General features: G+C 73.2%; 20 protein-coding genes. 9 read left to right on the top strand and 11 right to left on the bottom strand.

Going from position 1 to position 17,728, the window contains the following annotated elements; genetic code table 11:
- Window positions 1-650: 650 nt before the first annotated feature.
- Both JNW98_RS26855 and JNW98_RS26850 read left to right on the top strand, forming a co-directional pair.
- On the top strand, window positions 651-1,766 hold the full coding sequence (locus JNW98_RS26855; RefSeq protein ID WP_223770891.1) for a WD40/YVTN/BNR-like repeat-containing protein: 1,116 nt from the start codon (window positions 651-653) through the stop codon (window positions 1,764-1,766).
- Between the two features lie 163 nt (window positions 1,767-1,929).
- The gene (locus JNW98_RS26850; protein WP_223770888.1) at window positions 1,930-3,039 is read left to right on the top strand and encodes a phosphotransferase family protein; all 1,110 of its coding nucleotides are present in this window, start codon (window positions 1,930-1,932) and stop codon (window positions 3,037-3,039) included.
- A 10-nt stretch (window positions 3,040-3,049) separates the two neighbouring features.
- On the opposite strand, the gene JNW98_RS26845 is transcribed toward JNW98_RS26850, so the two are convergent.
- The 4 genes from JNW98_RS26845 to JNW98_RS26830 form a co-directional block, all read right to left on the bottom strand.
- Window positions 3,050-3,586: a DUF4190 domain-containing protein gene (locus JNW98_RS26845; RefSeq protein ID WP_223770887.1), complete on the bottom strand. Its 537-nt coding sequence runs from the start codon at window positions 3,584-3,586 to the stop codon at window positions 3,050-3,052.
- Window positions 3,587-3,598: 12 nt separating this feature from the next.
- Entirely contained in the window at window positions 3,599-3,757 is a 159-nt protein-coding gene (locus JNW98_RS26840; RefSeq protein ID WP_004944687.1) for a hypothetical protein, read from the bottom strand.
- Between the two features lie 322 nt (window positions 3,758-4,079).
- Window positions 4,080-4,559 (bottom strand): beta/gamma crystallin family protein, encoded by a 480-nt coding sequence (locus JNW98_RS26835; RefSeq protein WP_223770886.1) that lies wholly within the window; start codon window positions 4,557-4,559, stop codon window positions 4,080-4,082.
- Window positions 4,560-4,861: 302 nt separating this feature from the next.
- Window positions 4,862-6,301 (bottom strand): amino acid permease, encoded by a 1,440-nt coding sequence (locus tag JNW98_RS26830; RefSeq protein WP_223770885.1) that lies wholly within the window; start codon window positions 6,299-6,301, stop codon window positions 4,862-4,864.
- A 165-nt stretch (window positions 6,302-6,466) separates the two neighbouring features.
- On the opposite strand from JNW98_RS26830, the gene JNW98_RS26825 reads away from it, so the two are divergent.
- The 4 genes from JNW98_RS26825 to JNW98_RS26810 all read left to right on the top strand — a co-directional run bounded on the left by JNW98_RS26825 (window position 6,467) and on the right by JNW98_RS26810 (window position 9,695).
- Window positions 6,467-7,567, top strand: coding sequence for a calcium:cation antiporter (locus JNW98_RS26825; protein ID WP_223770884.1), 1,101 nt, complete (start codon window positions 6,467-6,469; stop codon window positions 7,565-7,567).
- 138 nt (window positions 7,568-7,705) lie between these two features.
- Window positions 7,706-8,044: a DUF6191 domain-containing protein gene (locus JNW98_RS26820; RefSeq protein WP_223770883.1), complete on the top strand. Its 339-nt coding sequence runs from the start codon at window positions 7,706-7,708 to the stop codon at window positions 8,042-8,044.
- A complete protein-coding gene (locus JNW98_RS26815) occupies window positions 8,041-8,568 on the top strand; it encodes a DUF3995 domain-containing protein (RefSeq protein WP_223770882.1) in 528 nt (175 codons plus the stop codon). Before JNW98_RS26820 ends, JNW98_RS26815 begins: the two co-directional genes overlap by 4 nt.
- A gap of 233 nt (window positions 8,569-8,801) precedes the next feature.
- Complete coding sequence (locus tag JNW98_RS26810; protein ID WP_223770881.1) at window positions 8,802-9,695, top strand: universal stress protein; 894 nt, start codon at window positions 8,802-8,804, stop codon at window positions 9,693-9,695.
- 25 nt (window positions 9,696-9,720) lie between these two features.
- Here the strand turns inward: JNW98_RS26810 and JNW98_RS26805 are convergent, their stop codons facing one another.
- The 7 genes from JNW98_RS26805 to JNW98_RS26775 form a co-directional block, all read right to left on the bottom strand.
- Window positions 9,721-10,968 carry a serine hydrolase domain-containing protein gene (locus JNW98_RS26805; RefSeq protein ID WP_223770880.1) on the bottom strand — a complete coding sequence of 416 codons (1,248 nt, stop codon included), beginning with the start codon at window positions 10,966-10,968 and terminating at the stop codon, window positions 9,721-9,723.
- Window positions 10,969-11,140: 172 nt separating this feature from the next.
- Entirely contained in the window at window positions 11,141-11,719 is a 579-nt protein-coding gene (locus JNW98_RS26800; protein ID WP_223770879.1) for a TetR/AcrR family transcriptional regulator, read from the bottom strand.
- A gap of 20 nt (window positions 11,720-11,739) precedes the next feature.
- Window positions 11,740-12,288: a GNAT family N-acetyltransferase gene (locus tag JNW98_RS26795; RefSeq protein WP_223770878.1), complete on the bottom strand. Its 549-nt coding sequence runs from the start codon at window positions 12,286-12,288 to the stop codon at window positions 11,740-11,742.
- Entirely contained in the window at window positions 12,285-12,857 is a 573-nt protein-coding gene (locus tag JNW98_RS26790) for a cysteine hydrolase family protein (RefSeq protein ID WP_223770877.1), read from the bottom strand. The genes JNW98_RS26795 and JNW98_RS26790 overlap by 4 nt, the downstream gene beginning before the upstream one ends.
- A gap of 130 nt (window positions 12,858-12,987) precedes the next feature.
- On the bottom strand, window positions 12,988-13,593 hold the full coding sequence (locus JNW98_RS26785; RefSeq protein WP_223770876.1) for an HD domain-containing protein: 606 nt from the start codon (window positions 13,591-13,593) through the stop codon (window positions 12,988-12,990).
- 50 nt (window positions 13,594-13,643) lie between these two features.
- On the bottom strand, window positions 13,644-14,219 hold the full coding sequence (locus JNW98_RS26780; RefSeq protein WP_223770875.1) for a TerD family protein: 576 nt from the start codon (window positions 14,217-14,219) through the stop codon (window positions 13,644-13,646).
- 112 nt (window positions 14,220-14,331) lie between these two features.
- The gene (locus JNW98_RS26775; RefSeq protein WP_223770874.1) at window positions 14,332-14,922 is read right to left on the bottom strand and encodes a hypothetical protein; all 591 of its coding nucleotides are present in this window, start codon (window positions 14,920-14,922) and stop codon (window positions 14,332-14,334) included.
- Window positions 14,923-15,276: 354 nt separating this feature from the next.
- Between JNW98_RS26775 and JNW98_RS26770 the strand changes: the two genes are divergently transcribed.
- From JNW98_RS26770 to JNW98_RS26760, 3 genes are all read left to right on the top strand, one after another.
- A complete protein-coding gene (locus JNW98_RS26770; protein WP_223770873.1) occupies window positions 15,277-16,839 on the top strand; it encodes an LCP family protein in 1,563 nt (520 codons plus the stop codon).
- Between the two features lie 169 nt (window positions 16,840-17,008).
- Entirely contained in the window at window positions 17,009-17,215 is a 207-nt protein-coding gene (locus JNW98_RS26765) for a hypothetical protein (RefSeq protein ID WP_223770872.1), read from the top strand.
- 44 nt (window positions 17,216-17,259) lie between these two features.
- A partial coding sequence (locus JNW98_RS26760) for a class I SAM-dependent methyltransferase (protein WP_223770871.1) occupies window positions 17,260-17,728 on the top strand: 469 nt, incomplete at its 3' end.

Here is a 17,728-nt window from a genome sequence, read left to right as displayed (position 1 = left end):
CCTCCGGGCCGCACTGGCCGCCCCTGGCGTATCCAACGCGGGACAACAGGCGCCGTGTATCGGTGTCTGGACTGTACGGCGATGATTGATCACCCGAATGCGGCGTGTCAATGGGTGATCGTTCGAATGTGACCCTGCTCCCGTAACGCGTCCGCCGCCGATAGATGGCCAGAGCAAAGACCGCTTGCGGTGACGGCGAGGGGTTCCGAAACTTGAAGGGTGAGCGCAAGTCGGGACCGCTGGGTAATACCGGTTGGTAATAAGTCGGGTATCCCGCGTGATCAAGATCGAAAAATCGGTGGATGTCCGGGACGCGGCCGGGAAGGCCGTGCCGACTAAAGCGGTATAGGCCGGTCGTGCCGGGTCGGTGAATCAGAGGGCGTGCGCCGGTGCGACCGGCATGACCCGGCCGTGGCACGGCCGGTCCGCCGGTGCGACCGGAGACCCGACAGGCGGCGCACAGGTGAACAACGACCGGCGGAACGGTGACGGCCGCCCCACCCGCAGACCGGAAACCTTACGTCAAGATCCTTTCTGGACAGGAAGATTGGCGCTCAAGCGTGTTCTGGTCCGCAGCTCCGCCCCGATAGAACCTGATCGTCAACAACAACCTCATGTCTGCGCCCCACAAGGGAGAGATCGTGAAGCGGATGGGATGGGCCGTCACCGCGGCCGTCACCACCATCGTCCTGGCCCAGTCGTCCCTCGCCGCCCAGGCGGCGGACTCCACCTCCGGGTGGCGGGCCCCCTCGTGCACCAAGGTCACCGGCGACGGAGCCGTCACCTTCACCACCGACGACGGCGCCACCCTCGCCCCGACCACGGGCACCCTCAAGTCCGTGAGCTACACCCACGGCCTGGTCGCGCTGGACACCCCCAACACCCTGCTCGCCACGCACAACGACGAGCTCCAGCGCTCGACGGACGCCGGCTGCACCTGGACCAAGGTCGCCACGCTCGGCAGCGGCTCCACCTGGCTCACCGCCGCCACCGGCGGCCGGGCCTTCGCCTGGGAGAAGAACGGCGGCTACCTCGCCCGCGTCGACGGCAGGACCGTCACAAAACTCCCCTCGCCCACCGGCGACATCGTCGGCGTCGGCACCGACAAGGCGCGTCGCGACCACGTCCGCGTCGCGGGCAGCGACGGGCAGCTGTACGACTCGACGGACGCCGGCGCCACCTGGAAGCCGATCGGCAAGCTCGCCTTCGGCGAGGGCGGCAACCTCTACACCGTGTCCTTCGACCCCGCCGACCTCGACCACGCGGTCGCCGGCGGCATGACCACCGGCGGCGCGGTGACCACCGACGGCGGCGTCACCTGGACCCCCGCCACCGGCCTGTCCGCCACAGCCGGCGGCAAGGCGAACCTCTTCGCCGCGTCCGTCTCCCCGGCCGACCGCAACGTCGTCTACGCCCTGGGCATCGACCTCGTCGAGGCCGCCCCCAGCTCGGGCGCCGAGGGCCGGCACCTGTACCGGTCCACCGACGGCGGCCGGACGTACACCCGGATCGTCGACGACACGCCGGACACGGAACTCACCAACAGCACCCTGCTGGTGCCCAGCCCGGTCGACGCCAACGTCCTCTACTTCGAGTACGGCACCTACTTCCAGGCGTACGGCACCGACCTGTACCGCTACGACGCGCGGACGGGCAAGGTCGGCAAGACGCACAACGCCCACGACGGCATCTCGGCCATCGCCTTCAACCCGGCGCGGCCGTCGGTGATGTACCTGGGCCTCGAAGAGGTGCAGATCCACCGCTGATCCGCGGGACGAGCGGAGGCCGGTCGGCCCGCGCGCACGTGGAGGTCGTGCGGGCCGGCGGCCTTCGTCGCTTCCGTTCCGGCCGGGGAGCCGTTCCGGCCGCCCGGGCTCGGCGGCCCGGAAACCGGTGGCTCCCCGGCGGGCACGGCGCTAGCGTCCCACCGTGGCCGCTGCGAACACGAAGAACACGAAGAACACGAAGAACACTGAGAACACGAAGAACACTGAGAACACGAAGAGCACTGAGCACGCGAAGAACCCTGAGAACACCCAGGATCCGGAAAACCCTGAGCTCACCGAGGACTTGATGGAGGCGGACGCGGCCTCCGGGCCGTCCGCCGCCGACGTCCCGCGCCCCGTCGCCGAGGAGGTCCTGCGCCGGCACGGCACCGGCATCGCGGACGCGGAGCGCGGCCGGGGCTGGACCAACGCCACCTGGCTGACCGACGACCTGGCCGTCCGTGTCGCCACCGCGCCCGGCCGGACGGACCTGCTCCGCGAGGAACGGCTGGCCCGCCTGCTCCCGGCGGAAGCCGGCTACCCCGAGATCGTCGGCTCGGGTGTCCTACACGGCCACGCGTGGGCGCTCACCCGCCGGGTGCCGGGGGAGAACCTGGAGGAGGTCTGGCCGACGCTGGACCCCGCCGCGCAGGCGCGCGCCCTCGAACAGATGTGGCGGCGCGTCCGTCACGTCCACCGCGTCGACACCGCCGCCGCGGCCCCGCACGCCCGCGCCCGCTCGCCGTTCTTCCCCGAGGACCCGGCCGCCGCTACGGCCTCCCTCGACCGGCTCGTCCGGGCCCGGCAGCTCACCGGCGAACGGGCCCGGGGGCTCGGCCGCGTCCTCGACCGCTTCTGGTCCGCCCTGCCCCGGGCGCCGCGGGCGCTCAACCACGGTGACTTCTGCGCGCCCAACGCCCTGTGGCACGACGGTGAGGTCGTGGCCCTGCTCGACTTCGAGTTCGCCGTCGTCGCCCCTGTCGCGGTCGACCTCAACGAGGCGGTGAAGACGGCGTACGGCCCGGACGCGCCGGACGGACGCGCTCCGCTGCGCGACGCGGTCCGGCGCATCGCCGCCGGGACGCTCGACGAGGCCGGCGGGCCCGACGTCCTCCTGGGGTATGCCGTCCTGCTGGAAATGTGGGTGCTGGAGAACGAACTCGCCGAGGAGGAACCCGACGAGGACGACCGAGCCCACGCCACCGCCCTCCTCGCGGCCTTCGCCGAGGGCGACGGCGGGTACTACGGCCCGCTGCTCGACGGGCTCGGGTGAGCGGCGGCGCTCAGAGGTGCCAGCTCGGCGTTCCGTCCGCCACCGAGAGCACGAAGTACAGCACCAGTCCGGCCGCACCCAGCGCCATGCCCAGCCGGGCCCGGAAGCGTCGGACCGTGCCACGGGCCAGGGCGACGGCGCCCAGCGCGATGGCGCAGGGGCCGAAGACGAGGTTGGCGATCAGCAGTCCGAGCAGGCCCGTGACGAACGACGTCACGGCCATGAAGTCGGCGTTCCGCCGCCGCCGTTCGGCCGGATCCGCGCCCGAGGACCGGCGTCCGCGGCCCCATCGGTATGTGGCGGGGCGCGAACGGACGTCCTGATTCAGGCCCCGATTCCGGTTCCTGTCGGGACGGTTGGCCTGATGGTGCCCATCAGGGCCGATGTCGGCCGGATCGCGCGCGTGGTCCGGGCGTCCGGCGTCCGGCCGGACGGGGGCGTTCCGGTACTCGCCGGCGCGTTCGTGCGTGTCGGCCGTGTCGCGGCCGCCGGCGGAGTGGCCGGCGGGCTTGCGCGTGTCCAGGGAAGTGGACGAGAAGGGGTTCATCGGGGCTCCTCCTTACCGGTCCCGCCGGTGCGCCCGGCGTTCCCGCACCGCGAAGGCGGCCAGCCAGACGAGGATCGCCGCCGCGGAGACGAGGGTCACGGACAGCGGCACGTGCGCGGCCGTCCCGGTCAGGACGCCGAGCAGGAAGAGGGCCAGGACAAGGAAGAACATGTCCGTCCTTTCCGTTCGAGCGGTCGAGGGGTGGCCCGCGGGCGACGACGGACGAGGCCATGGCCCGGCGTGCCGCCGGCCGCCCGCGTCGTCGCGTGTTCGATCTCTTGACTGGCGACTGCCCGGAGGGGCCGCCGCTATTCCTGTGACGCGCCCTACTCCGGTACGGCCGGGGGTGGTTGGGACCGGGCCAGTGGAAGTCGGGCCGGTGGGGACCGAGCCGGGGGAACGACGAACCGCCCGGGCACCGGCCGGCGCGTATGCGGCCGGCGGTGCCCGGGCGGGCGGGGAGGCGGTGGGGCTGGACGAAGGTCGGGTGGGGTCAGTTGAGGTCGAAGCTGACCGAGCTGGCCTTGTCGTTCATGCCGTCGCCGACGTAGGCGTTGTAGCCGTGGTACGTCTGGTGGGCGCCGCGGAAGTCGCTGTGCTCCCAGAGGGTGATCGGGCAGGCCAGGCCCTGGGCCGAGCTGACCTTGTCGTTCCAGTCGCCGCCCAGGCTGGCGAACTCCGGGTAGCGCCAGCCGCAGCCCTGGCTGCCGCGGAAGGTGAGCTGGTTGCCACCGGAGTTGGAGTCGCTCCAGATTCTGCCGAGATCCTTGTATGCCTGCGTCTGCGTGCCGAAGGCGGCGGCCGCCTTCGACTCACTGGAGAAACAGCCCGACTGGCCGGTGTCGACGATGTAGGTGCAGAACTTCGCGGGCTTGACGGGGGCCTGGCCGGCCGCGCCGGCCGGGGTCGCCAGGGCGGCGGTGCAGGCGAGGGCGGCGGCGCTCAGGGCGAGGGCGGTGTGCAGGGGTTTCACGGTGACTCCTCGGGCGGTCGGTCGGCGCGCTGGACGCGGTGGCCGGGTGGGGGCTGAGCGGTGCACAGGTTCGTACAACGTTCTACTGTGCGAGTGCGTGAGCCGAGTCAACAGGCCCGCCAGGGAGGGGTCGAGGGCGAGAACCTGCCATCGGCAGGTGACCGCGTCATTCCGGCCAGAGCGGACATCCGGTGCGGTCCCGCCGCGCCCGCGCCACACGAGAAAGCCGGAGAGGCCGCTCCCCGTCCGTACGGGAAGCGGCCTCTCCGGTGAAGGGGCCGAGGGCGGTCGGAACCGGGCGGTCAGCGACTCCCGGTGCGCTGCCGCAGCCGTCCGACCAGGGCCAGGGTCAGCGCCAGGCCGCCCGTGAAGTACAGCTGCACCCGGGTGTCCGCGTCGAGCGTCATCAGCACCAGCACCCCGGCCACGCCGGCCAGCGTCACCCACGTCAGATACGGGAAGCCCCACATCCGGACCACCAGCCTGCCGGGCGCCTCGCGCTCCAGCCGGCGGCGCAGCAGCAGCTGGGAGACGGCGATGAACCCCCACACGACCAGCACCACACCGCCGACCATGTTGAGCAGCCAGGCGAAGACCGTGGTGGGCCACCAGAAGGAGAGCAGGACGGCGAAGAAACCGAAGCCCGACGAGGCGAGCACCGCGCGACGCGGGATCCCGCCCGAGACCCGGCCCAGGAACTTCGGGCCCTGCCCCCGCGCCACCAGCGAGAAGGCCATGCGCGACGAGCCGTAGATGTTGGCGTTCATCGCCGACAGCAGCGCGATCAGCACGACCACGTTCATGATCTGACCGCCGCCCGGCACGCCGAGCCGGTCCAGCACGGCCGCGTACGGGCCCTGCTCGGTGACGGCCTCGTCGTTCCACGGGAGCAGCGTGACGATCACCAGCATCGACCCGACGTAGACGACGCCGATCCGCCACATCGTCGTCCGGACCGCCTTGGCCACGCCGCGCACGGGGCTCTCGGACTCGGCGGCGGCGATGGTGACCGTCTCCAGGCCGCCGTAGGCGGCGACCGAGGCCAGCAGTCCGATCAGCAGCCCGTCCGTGCCGTTGGGCAGGAAGCCGCCGTCGTGCAGGAGGTGCGCGGTGCCGGGGGAGTCGCTGCCGGGCAGGACGCCGCAGACCGCCAGCACGCCGAGGCCCAGGAAGAGGGCGATGGCGCCGATCTTCAGGGCCGCGAACCAGAACTCGAACTCGCCGAAGTGCGCGACGGACGCCAGGTTCGTACCGCAGAACACCGCCATCAGGATCAGCACCCACATCCAGGACGGGGTGCCGGGGAACCAGCCCTGGAGGATGTGGGCGGCGCCGATCGCCTCGATCGCCACGCCCACCACCAGCAGCGTCCAGAACATCCAGCCGGCCGTGAAGCCGGCCCACGGGCCGATGGCCCGGTCCGCGTGCACGGAGAACGAGCCGGACGCCGGGTTGGCGGCGGACATCTCGCCGAGCATGCGCATCACGAACATCACGAGCAGGCCGGACACCGCGTAGGCCAGCACGATCGACGGCCCGGCGGCGGCGATGCCCGCGCCGGAGCCGACGAACAGGCCCGCGCCGATGACCCCACCGAGCGCGATCATCGACAGGTGCCGCTGCTTGAGGCCGTTCGACAGCGAGCCCGAGGGGCTCGGCCGCGAGGCGTCGCCGGCGGGCGGTATGTCGGTTGCGGGCCCGCCGCCCGGGGGCGGCGGAGTGGGCGTCAGTGTCCGGCTCATGGTCATGCCTGTCCAATATGCGAGATCGGGAGGTCTCGATTATGAGGAAAGGGGTGAGGCGGTGCGGGCCGCGTCCGATATTCGGACGATCGCCTCACGCACGGTGATCGTCACGTTCGGCGACGGAAAACGTGCGCGTATCGGGCGATCTGCGAGGATCGGCTCATGAGCGCTCGGTTCCGCTCTCTCCTGGCGCACTGGCCGGTGGGCGCGCCCGTCCTGGCCGCCGCCGTCCTCGCGCTGACCTGGGGGCGGTCGCTGTCCCCCGGCCTGGTGGCCGTCGTGAGCTGCTGTCTGGCCGCCGCGGTGCTCTCCGCCGTGCACCACGCGGAAGTCGTCGCGCACCGGGTCGGCGAACCCTTCGGCTCGCTCGTCCTGGCCCTGGCGGTGACCGTCATCGAGGTGGCCCTCATCGTCACGCTGATGGCCGACGGCGGGGAGAAGAGCAGTTCGCTCGCCCGGGACACCGTCTTCGCCGCCGTCATGATCACCTGCAACGGCATCGTCGGCCTGTCCCTGCTGGTGGGAGCGCTCCGGCGGCGGGTGGCCGTCTTCAACGCCGAGGGCACGGCCGCGGCCTTCGGCACCGTGGCGACCCTGGCGGGCCTCAGCCTGGCCCTGCCCACGTTCACCACCAGCACCCCCGGGCCGCGGTTCTCCGCCGCCCAGCTCGTCTTCGCCGCGCTGGCGGCCCTGATCCTCTACGGCCTGTTCGTGGCGACCCAGACCGTACGGCACCGGGACTACTTCCTGCCCGTGACGGCCGCCGGCGTGGTCATCGACACCGACGACCACGCCGACCCGCCGTCCGCCCGCACCGCGCTGACCAGCCTCGGCCTGATGGGCGTCGCCCTGATCTCCGTCGTCGGCCTGGCCAAGGGCGTCTCCCCGGTCATCGAGTCCGGCGTCGCCGCGGCCGGCCTGCCGGCGTCGGTCGTCGGCGTCGTCATCGCCCTCCTGGTCCTGCTGCCGGAGACCATCGCCGCCGTCCGCGCCGCACGCCGCGACCGCGTCCAGACCAGCCTCAACCTCGGCCTCGGCTCGGCCATGGCGAGCATCGGCCTGACCATCCCGGCGGTCGCCGCCGCCTCCGTCTGGCTGGAGGGGCCGCTCGTCCTCGGCCTGGGCGCGAGCCACATGGTCCTGCTCGCCCTCACCGTCGCCGTCGGCACGCTGACGGTGATCCCGGGACGGGCCACACCGCTCCAGGGCGGCGTGCACTTGTCGCTGCTGGCGGCGTACGTGGTGCTGGCGGTCAGTCCGTGACGGGGGTCCCCTCGCGGCGCTGACGCGGACGTCGTCCTACCGGCCCGCGCCGAACGGGGACGACGCGCCGTCCCTCGCCGTTCCCCGACCGTCGGTGGTGTCGAAGATGACGGGGGGTCAGCCGTGGCGATGTGGGCCATGTCGTTTCCGGCGTTCGTGTGTCTCATAGCCTTGTTCGCCCTGCTGGAGAGCGGGTGGCGGTGGGTGACGGGGCTGGGCCTGTTCCCGTGGCTCCGCAGGCGCTCGGGACGGTCGTTGTCGAACATCGCCTTCGACGAGATCACGACGGTTATGAACGGGAACAAGACGGTGGAGCTGGAACAGCGGCGGGTGGAGCTGCTGGAGCGGGACGACGAGAGCGACGGGGCCCCGCCCCGCTCCAGCGTCGACCTGGCCAAGGGCACCGCGTTCATCGTGGTGCCGCCGCACGCCGACGGCCCCCGCGCCGACGGCCGTCCCCGTGAGGACCGGCGGTGAGGCGCGCACCGGGGGGACCTGGCGCACCGGGCGCCGAGCCGTCGGCGCTGTGGGGGCGCATCGCGTTCTGGTGGGCCGCCGCGTTCGCCGGAGCCCACTTCTACTGGGCCCTCGGCGGGGACGTGGGGCTGAGCGTCTCCGCCGGCCCGTTGGCCACCGAACGCCCCCTGTGGTTCGTCGTGTTCGGCCTGTGGGGCGTGGGCGCGCTCTGCGTCCTCGGCGCGCTGCTCGCCCGGCTGCTCACCCGGCCCCGGCCCGGGAGCGTCCTCGCGCCGCCGGCGAGATGGCTGGGATGGGGCGTCGGCGCCCTCCTGCTGACCCGCGGCATCGGCGTCGAGGTGCTGCTGCTGACCGGCGCCGCGCACCTGGACGCCTCGGTGAGCGAGGCGCAGCGGGCCTGGACGCTGGCGCTCTGGAACCCCTGGTTCGTCCTCGGCGGAGTCGCCTTCGGGCTCGCCGCCCTGCGGTCCCGCGGACGCCGCCGCCCGAGCGCGGCGCGGGCGCTGCCGGTCCGGTCGCCCTAGCCGGGGGAGCCGGGCGTGGGAAGCAGCCGTTGATCCAGTCATTGGATCCCGCCGTGGGGTCCAGCCGCCGGATCCGGCCGCGCGAGCAGGGCCGACGGGCCCGTTCGGGCCCGGCCGGAGGGCCCTTCGGCCCTTCCGGGCGACGCGTCGCGGCGGCAACGGTGGACGCGGCGGGAGTTCCCGCCCGGGGTGACCCCGTGTGCCCCGCGCTCCCGTGTCCCCAGGAGGGTTCCATGCCCGGCACCATCGCCGTCGGAGTCGACGGAAACGACCACAGCCTCGCCGCGGCCGACTGGGCGGCGGCCGAGGCCGCGCGGCGCGGCATGGAGCTGTGCCTGGTCCACGCCTCCGTACGGCGCCCGCGCGCCGTGGTCTCCGCCGAGGAGACCGAGGCGCGGGAACGCTGGGCGGCCGACGTGCTGCACGACGCGGGGGAGCGGGCGGCCAAGAACCACCCCGGCCTCACCGTCACCACCCGGCAACTGGCCGCCGACCCCGTCCCCGCCCTCATCGCCGAGGCCGCCGGAGCCGACCTGCTGGTTATCGGCTCGCGCGGCCACGGCACCGTCGTCGGCCACCTGCTCGGATCCGTCGGCCTGCACGTGCTGCGCCAGGCCACCGGCCCGGTCGTGGTCGTCCGCGGCCCGCGGGACGACGGGTGGCGGAGCCGGCGGTACGCGGACGGGCCGGCCGCGGACGAGGTCGTCGTGGGCGTGCAGGACCTGACCGAACTCGGCGCCCCCGTACTGGACTTCGCGTTCGCCGCGGCCGAGCGGACGGGTGCGCGGCTGCGGGCCGTACGCGCCTGGACGGTCCCGCCGGTCTTCGCCTGGAGCCCCGGCTCCCTGTGGCTCGCCGAGGAGGGCGAGGGGATGGACGAACGCGAGCGCCGCGGCCTCGACGAGCTCCTGCGGCCGTGGCGCGCGCGTCACCCGGCGGTGGACGTGGCCACGCACACCGAGACGGGCAGCGCGGCCCAGGTCCTGCTCACCCACGGTGCCGGGGCCGCGCTCGTGGTCGTCGGCCGCCGGCTGCCCGGGCGGCACGGCGTCCACCGCCTCGGGCCGGTCGCCCTGGCGGCCCTGCACCACGCGCCCGGCCCGGTCGCGGTGGTCCCGCACCCCTGAGGCGGCTCCGCCTCGGCGGAGCGGGTCAGCGCAGTGCGGTCAGCCGACGGAGCGTCCGGTCACCCGCCTTCCCGTCGGCGGGGACGATGCCGCAGTACTCGGCGTCGACGAGGGCGGCCAGGTCGCCGGTCCAGTCGCCGTTCAGGTTGAACGCCGCGGTGTGACGCCCGTCGGGCGACGAGACGGCCAGGGACGTGGACCCCTGGATGCCCCCGCTGTGCAGCCAGACCGGTGTGCCGCAGGAGGTGACGGCCTTGCTGATGCCCAGCCCGTACCCGGTCTCTCCCGGCTCGCCCTTGCTCGGCACGGTGGTCAGCAGCTCGCGCTGCTGCCGCTCGGGCAGGAGCCGGCCGCCGAGCAGGGCGTTGTAGAAGCGGTTGAGGTCACCCGTGGTGGAGATGATCTCGCCTGCCGCCCAGGCCCACGACGGGTTCTGCTCGGTGGTGTCATGGATTTTCGCGGCCGGGTCGTCGGAGAGCTTGCTGTATCCCCGCCCGTGCGGGCCGGGGATACCCGGCGAGGTGCCCGGCAGCGTCGTGGCGCGCAGGCCCAGCGGCTTGACGACGCGGTGCCTGATCTCGTCGGCGTAGGAGTGGCCGGTCAGCTTCTCGATGAGCATCCCGGCGACGACGTAGTTGGTGTTGGAGTAGTGCCAGTCCGTGCCGGGCCGGAAGTCCGGCCGGTGGGACAGGGCGGTGCGCAGGAGGTCGGCCGGCTCGCGGGTGTCGTAGCGGTGCTTGAAGAAGTCCGTGCTGAGCTCCTTCTGGAACTTCTCGTCCTCCGTGTAGTTGAAGAGGCCGCTGGTGTGGTTGAGCACCTGGCGGATGGTGATGCGGCCGCCGTCGTTCCCGTTGCCCCGGACGACGCCGGGCAGCCGGTGCTCCAGCGTGTCGTCGAGGTCGACCTTGCCCTCCGCCTCCAGCTGGAGGAGGACGACCGAGCTGAACACTTTGCTGATGCTTCCGATCCGGAAGCGGTCCTGGGGCAGGCGCTCGCGGTACGTCCGTAGATCCGCGACGCCCGCGGAGCCGGTCCACCGCCCGTTCGCGTCCCGCGCCTCCGCCAGTACCCCGGGCACCCCGGCCTGTACCTGCGCCTCCAGCGCGGCCTGCGTCGCCCGGTGCGGCGCGTGGCCGTCGGACGCCGGGGCCGCGGGGCCCGCAGGGGCTGTTGGGGCCGTCGGGGCCGCCACCGCGGAGGTGGCGGCGGTCGCGGCCACCGTCACGGCCGCCGCCGCGGCGAGCAGGGCCCGCCGTGCTCTTCCTATGCTCATCTGCCTCTCCCGTCTCCGTTCGGAACCGTCGTGGTGCGTACGGAAGACAGGACTCGCCCGGACCGCCCACCCGTTGAGCGGAGCCGGAAGGAAGAACGCCGGAGCGAGGAGATCCGGCCACCCTTGATCTCGTCCTTTTCAGGGGCGAACGGGATGAGCCGGAATCCACTGCTCATTCCTCGGTGACGATGCGCTCCACCGCGGCCCGCACCAGTTCCTCGCGCTCCGCCTCCGAGAAGACGTCCGGCAGGGTGAGCTGTTCGACGATCAGCCAGTTGAACGTCGCGATGAGCAGTTTGACGGCCATGGCGTCGCCGGGGAGTCCCGAGGCCTCGTGGTAGGCGAGGTTGGCGTCGACGTCGGCCCGGACCCGCTCGGTGAGGACCTTGCGCAGTTCGGGGCGGCGGGTGGCCTCCAGGCGGAGTTCGAGCAGGGCCAGGTAGCCGGTGCGGAAGGCGGAGACGCGGCCGATGACCTCGCGCATCAGCTCCGCGTACGTCTCCCGGTCGCGGCCCGCCGCCCGCTGGCGGGCGATCGTGGCCTCGTCGGGCCGGAGCCGCTCGTAGACGCGCGCACCGGCCTGGGTCAGCAGATCGTCGCGGTTGGCGAAGTAGTTGGACGCGGTGCCCGTGGGCACGCCGGCCTCGGCGTCCACCGCCCGGAACGTCAGCCCGCGCGCGCCTTCCCTGGCCAGCACCTCGATCGCGGCGTCGACGAGGGCGGCGCGGCGCTGGTCGTTCCGTCGTGCCATTGATCACTCCGAGCGTAGTACTAAGGGTGTGCCACTTCGGCCACAGTACTATGCGGCTCGCCGGTGGCTTCCCTCACCAGCCGGAAGCGGGCGAGTGACAGCCCCGGAACCGGCTCGAAGGTGCCGACGCGGACGAAGCCGAGCCGCTCGTAGAGCCGGACGGCCGGGCGGTTGTCCGCGCCGGTGCTCACCAGCGCGTCACCGGCCGGGGCGAGTTCCGTCAGCAGGTGGCGGAGCAGCCGCGACGCCAGTCCGTGCCGGAACCGGGCGGGATCCACGCACACCCGGTGAATGTCGACCGCCGATTCACCGCCCGGCTCGTCCCAGGCGACGAACGCGGCGACCCGGCCCCCTTCGTCCAGCGCGCCGAGCCAGCGCAGGGGTTGGGCCCGCAGCTCCGCCAGGCTCTCCCGCAGCGCGGGGATGCCGGCGAAGCCGATCAGCTCCGCCTCGACCGCGTAGGCGCGCCGGCCGACGCGGTGGACCTGTGCCGCGATGTCCGCGTCCGCCATGCTCAACTCGCCGACGGCGAAGCGGGCGTGTCGCGTGTTCCGGGTGTTCAGGCTCACGCGAGCGTCTTGAGCGTCTTGAGCGTCTTGAGCCAGTCGTCGACCGCGACGACGTCCGCCCACTGCGGGAACAGCCGCTCGACGAGGGCCCGGTGCAGTTCCGGGTCCGGGTCCACGCAGGCGTCGGGGAGGACGGTGAGGCCGAAGTCGAGGTCGTTCGCCTGGCACAGGGTGGAGAGGACCACGGCGCTGGTGGCGATGCCGGTGAGGACGAGCCCGTCGATGCCGCGCGCCCTCAGCACCATGTCGAGATCGCTGCCCGAGAAGGCGCTCGCCCGCCGCTTGGTGACCACCACGTCGCCCGGCCGTGGCGCGACCTCGGGGTGGATCTCGGTGCCGGGCGCCCCCTCGACGTACAGACCGGCTTGTTTGATGGCGCTGAGGGGCCTGTTGTGTGAGCCGACTTCCGGGAATCCGGGACGGAGCGCGATGACCACGTAGACGACGGGGAGGTCGGCGTCCCGCGCCCCGTCGATCGCCCGGCGCAGCCGGGGCAGGTACGCGGGGTCGTCGACGACTGTGTCCACGATGGCCTGTTGGACGTCCATCACGAGCAGGGCGCTGGTCATGAGTTCGGATCCTACGCGCGTTCGGGCGCGGAGAGCGCGAAACGTCCGCCCGGCCGGCACACGAACGACATCGCCTCTGCTCCTGCTCCGGTCCCGCCCCGCACCCCGTGAACTCCGTCCGGCAGCGGCTTCACCCGCCCACGGGGAACGCCGCCTGGAAGGCGAGCCGGCGGCCGGCCTCCGCGCCGAGGCAGGTGAGCACCTCGTCGAGGGCGAGGTACTCCTGCCAGGGCTCCCTTCCCGTCGCGTCGGCCAGCTCGCGGACGAGCCTGTCCTCCAGGTCGGGGACGCGCCGGTCCTTCCACACCTTGTCGGCGAGGCTGACCAGGAGGTCCTCGATCGTCACGGCGGGGTCGCCCCAGCTCGCGTGGGTGGCGGCGAACCGGGCCAGGGCCGGGGGGAAGCCGTGGCGGAGGAGCAGGTCCCGGCCGGCCGGCTCGTGGGCCGAGCCGGGGCCCGTCAGTTCCCCCGGGTAGAGGACCTTGCCCACGTCGTGGGTCGCCGCGCCGAAGTGGACCGCGTCACGGTCGACGGCCGCACGCGGAGCGTGGTCCCGTACCCAGGCGGTGAGTTCGACCGCGACGTCGTGGACCAGGCGCAGGTGCGCCGCCAGGCGGGGCGGGGCTTCCAGCGAACGCAGGAGTTCCGCCACCACCGGCGGCAGCGGCCGCAGGGGCGGCTCGCCCGGGGCGTCGAGGGCGCGGGAGAGGAGGGGGGCCGGGGGTGGCGTGGTCATCCCGGGACGCTACCGGTGTCCGGGCCTGGGGCGGAACCCGTGGGCGTCGTTCAGACTCGTACGCCGTAATCCTGGGCGATGCCCGCGAGGCCCGAGGCGTAACCCTGGCCGATCGCGCGGAACTTCCACTCCGGACCGTGGCGGTAGAGCTCGCCGAAGACCATGGCGGTCTCGGTGGACGCGTCCTCCGTCAGGTCGTAGCGGGCGAGTTCGCGGCCGTCGGCCCGGTTCACCACGCGGATGAAGGCGTTGCGCACCTGTCCGAAGCTCTGGCCGCGCTGGGCGGCGTCGTAGATGGAGACCGGGAAGACTATCTTGTCGACGTCGGCCGGGACGGAGACCAGGTCGACCTGGATCTGCTCGTCGTCGCCGTCACCGCCGCCGGTCAGGTTGTCGCCGGAGTGGACGACCGAACCCTCGGGGCTGCGAAGGTTGTTGAAGAAGACGAAGTGCCCGTCCGAGGGCACCTTGCCGTTGGCGTCGCACAGCAGGGCGGAGGCGTCCAGGTCGTAGTCGGCACCGGTCGTGGTGCGGACGTCCCAGCCCAGTCCGACGGTGACGGCGGTCAGGCCCGGCGCCTCCTTGCTCAGCGAGACGTTGCCGCCCTTGGCCAGGGTCACTGCCATGAACTTTCCTCCAGAAGAGTCGCGATCGGCAGGGCCGTCCCCGACCGTTCCCGAGGACAACCCCAGGTGGGACCCTATAGTTTCCTAATTGCGCAAGCAAGAAATCATTGCGTTACTCCGGCTGCCGGTCCGCCTCCTCGATCTGGTGGCGGAGGAACGGCAGCACCCCGCGTTCCAGCAGGGCCCGCTGCCAGGCGGCGCGGGCCTCCGCCACGCGCTCGCCGCCCGAAGCGGCCGGACGGGACGTGCGGTTGCGTACCGCGATCACCAGCACCCCGACGACGCCGAGCAGCACCGCCGCGGTCGCCACCGCCACCGCCATCCAGCCGGCGGCCTGCAGCCCGTGCGCGAGCCGGGCCTGGACACCGAGGAGCCGGAAGCCGTACCCCAGGACGAGGAACACCGCCGCCGCGGCGGCCGCGAGGGCCGGGAGGAGAACGGCCAGCGCGCCCAGTCCGTTCCCGAGCGGGGACGGCGTGCCGCGGTGGCGCGCCGAGCGGGCTTCGAGGTAGGCGCGGTACTCGGGGATCGCGGCGGCGGCGATGGCCGCGCGCGACTCCAGCGCCCAGGCGCGTAGCCGGTCTGCGGACACGGCGGTGTGGGTCCGGAGCGCCTCGGTGATGCGGGGTGAGTTGAGGCCCTGTTCGAGGACCTGCTCGAAGTCGGCCCGGTCTTCGGTCCGCGTGGGGTCGGTGCTCGGCATTGCCACGGTCCTCCTCGTCGCGGTCGGTGCCTGGAGCGGTGGGTGCCTGGGGCGGTGGGTGCCTGGGCGGTGGACGCCTTGAGTGATGGGCGCCTGGAGCCGTGCGGGCGCGCCGGGGAGGGGGTTCGGCTCGCGGCCCTCCGCGGCGGCCTGTGCGGGTGGTCGGCGGCTTCTCGTCCGGAACGGCGGCCGGGTGGGCGGTCTGCCCGGAAATCCTTACCCAGCGGGCAACCCGCCGAAGTCCCGTACGCGCGCCGCGCGGAGGCGCGCTGTCCGCCCGGGCGCCGCCCGATCGCGCCGTGCTTCATACTTGCTATATTGCGCAACCATGAAATTGCGGATGAAGGTGTGCATATGACCCGCGCCACGCGCGCCACCCGGGCCGGACGGCAGGGCGGCCGGCGGACCACGCGGCTGAAGCGGCGCCGGCGCGGCCGGATACGCGTCCTGTCGGTCTCGGCCGCGGCCTGTGTCCTCCTGCTACTCGCGGGAGGGGTGTGGTTCTACCTCCGGCTCGACGGCAACATCGACAGCTTCGACGCCGGCGGGCTGTCCAAGAACCGGCCCGCGGGCGGGCAGGGCGGCCGGAACGTCCTCGTCATCGGCTCGGACTCGCGGTCCGGGGCCAACAGCGGGCTCGGCGGGGGAGAGGGGGACGTCGGCCGCTCCGACACCGCGTTCCTCCTGCACGTCTACGCCGACCGGAAGCACGCCGTCGCGGTGTCGATCCCCCGGGACACCCTGGTCGACATCCCGCCCTGCCGGCTGCCGGACGGGACGTGGACCGAACCGAGGTCCGGCGCCATGTTCAACTCGGCCTTCTCCGTGGGCCTCACGGCCAAGGGCAACCCCGCCTGCACCCAGAACGTGGTGGAGAAGCTCACCGGCCTGCGCGTCGACCACACCGTCGTCGTCGACTTCGCCGGGTTCGCCGCGATGACCTCGGCCGTCGGCGGGGTCCGGGTGTGCCTCCCCGGCGACGTCTACCAGGGCGACCTCAACCCTCACCGCGGGTCGCGCGGCGACCGCATCTTCGCCAAGGGGCCGCAGACCGTCTCCGGGCAGAAGGCCCTCGACTACGTGCGGCTCCGGCACGGCCTGGGCGACGGCTCCGACATCGGCCGGATCCGGCGCCAACAGGCTTTCGTCGGCGCCCTCCTGAAGAAGGTGAAGGGCGAGGGCCTCGACCCCACCACGCTGCTGCCGCTGGCCGACGCCGCCACCCGCTCCCTGACCGTCGACCCGGGCCTCGACTCGGCGCGGAAGCTGCTCTCCTTCGCCATGTCGCTCAAGGACGTGGACCTGCACGACACCAAGTTCGTCACCCTGCCCTGGCGTTACCAGGGCAGCCGGGTGGCGATCGTCCAGCCCGACGCCGACGCCCTGTGGGACGCCCTGCGGCACGACCGCACCCTCGACGGCAAGGAGACCGGCGGCGGCCGGAGCCTGTCCGCCGGGCCTTCCGCCGGCCCGTCCGCCGGCCCGTCACGGCGCCCGGAACCCTCGCCCTCCTCCGGCGCCGGGATCAGCGTCGGCGTGCACAACGGCACGACCGTGCCGGGCCTGGCGGCCAAGGCCGCCGGCGCGCTGCGGGCAGCGGGCTTCACGGTCACCGCCACCGGCGACGCCCCGCCCCGCGAGCGGGCGGCGGCCGGGGACGGGCGGACGACCGTCGTCACCTACGGCCCGGGCCTCCGCGACCGCGCGCGCACCGTCGCCGACCACTTCCCGGGCGCGGAACTGCGGTCCTCCACCGCCGCGGGCATCGACGTCGTCCTCGGCAGCTCCTACGCGTCCCACCCCGCGCCGGACACCCCCGCACCCTCCGCGCCGGCACCCTCCAAGGTGCCCTCCCGGGTCACCGACGAGGCCCGCTCCGCCGACGACGACATCTGCTCCGGCATCTCCTACGGCTGAGCGGTGGCGAAGCCCCAATAGCCCCAACGGCCGTGCGCGGCGGCCCGCTTCCCCTCCGCCCGGTACGGGTGCAGACTGGACGCGGTACCGGACCGCCGGGCCCCGCGAGAGCGGTGCGGCACGGCGGCCACGCACGACGCCGGTAGCCGGGGGATGGTGCCGGACGTCGGTGACCTCGGCGTACGCGAAGGAGCACGGCGCGCGGTCCGGCACCGCTGACGCGCGCCGGACCGCCGTGTACGACTTCGTCACGCACGACCTGTTCGGAAACCTGCTGTCCACACTGCTCGTCGCGGCGGGCGCGCCGGCCGCCCTGAGGGTACGGGACGTGCTGGCCGCCCACCGCCGGCGGCGGCGGATACGAGGCGGCCCGTGAACCGCCGAGCGGAGGGCGCGCTTCCCCACCTAGAGTGCGGCGGTGTGAACCACGAGACCCCCATCCCGCCCCTCCCCACGTCCAGTACGGCCGGCTACGGCGAGGCCGCCGAAGCGCTCGCCGAGCAGTACGAGAGCGTGGACTTCGCCGAGGTGCACCGCGAGGTGCTGCACCTGTTCCCCGAACGGCCTTGCACCGTCCTCGACATCGGGGCGGGCAGCGGACGGGACGCCGCCGCGCTGGCCGCGCGGGGACACCGCGTCGTCGCGGTGGAACCGACGGCCGCGTTCCGCGCGGCGGGCCGCCGGCTGCACGCGGACCGGGACATCGAGTGGGTCGACGACGTGCTCCCCGGACTGCGGGCCCTGCGGGGGCGGCGGTTCGACCTGGTCCTGCTCACCGCCGTGTGGATGCACCTGGACGAGGAGGAGCGGCGGGCGGCCATGGCGACCGTGTGCGGTCTCGTCGCCCCCGGCGGCCGGGTCGTCCTCTCCCTCCGGCACGGGCCCGTGC

It is taken from the genome of Streptomyces huiliensis (assembly GCF_020037025.1).
GTDB lineage: Bacteria > Actinomycetota > Actinomycetes > Streptomycetales > Streptomycetaceae > Streptomyces > Streptomyces huiliensis.
This window is presented reverse-complemented; position numbering and strand designations above follow the sequence as displayed.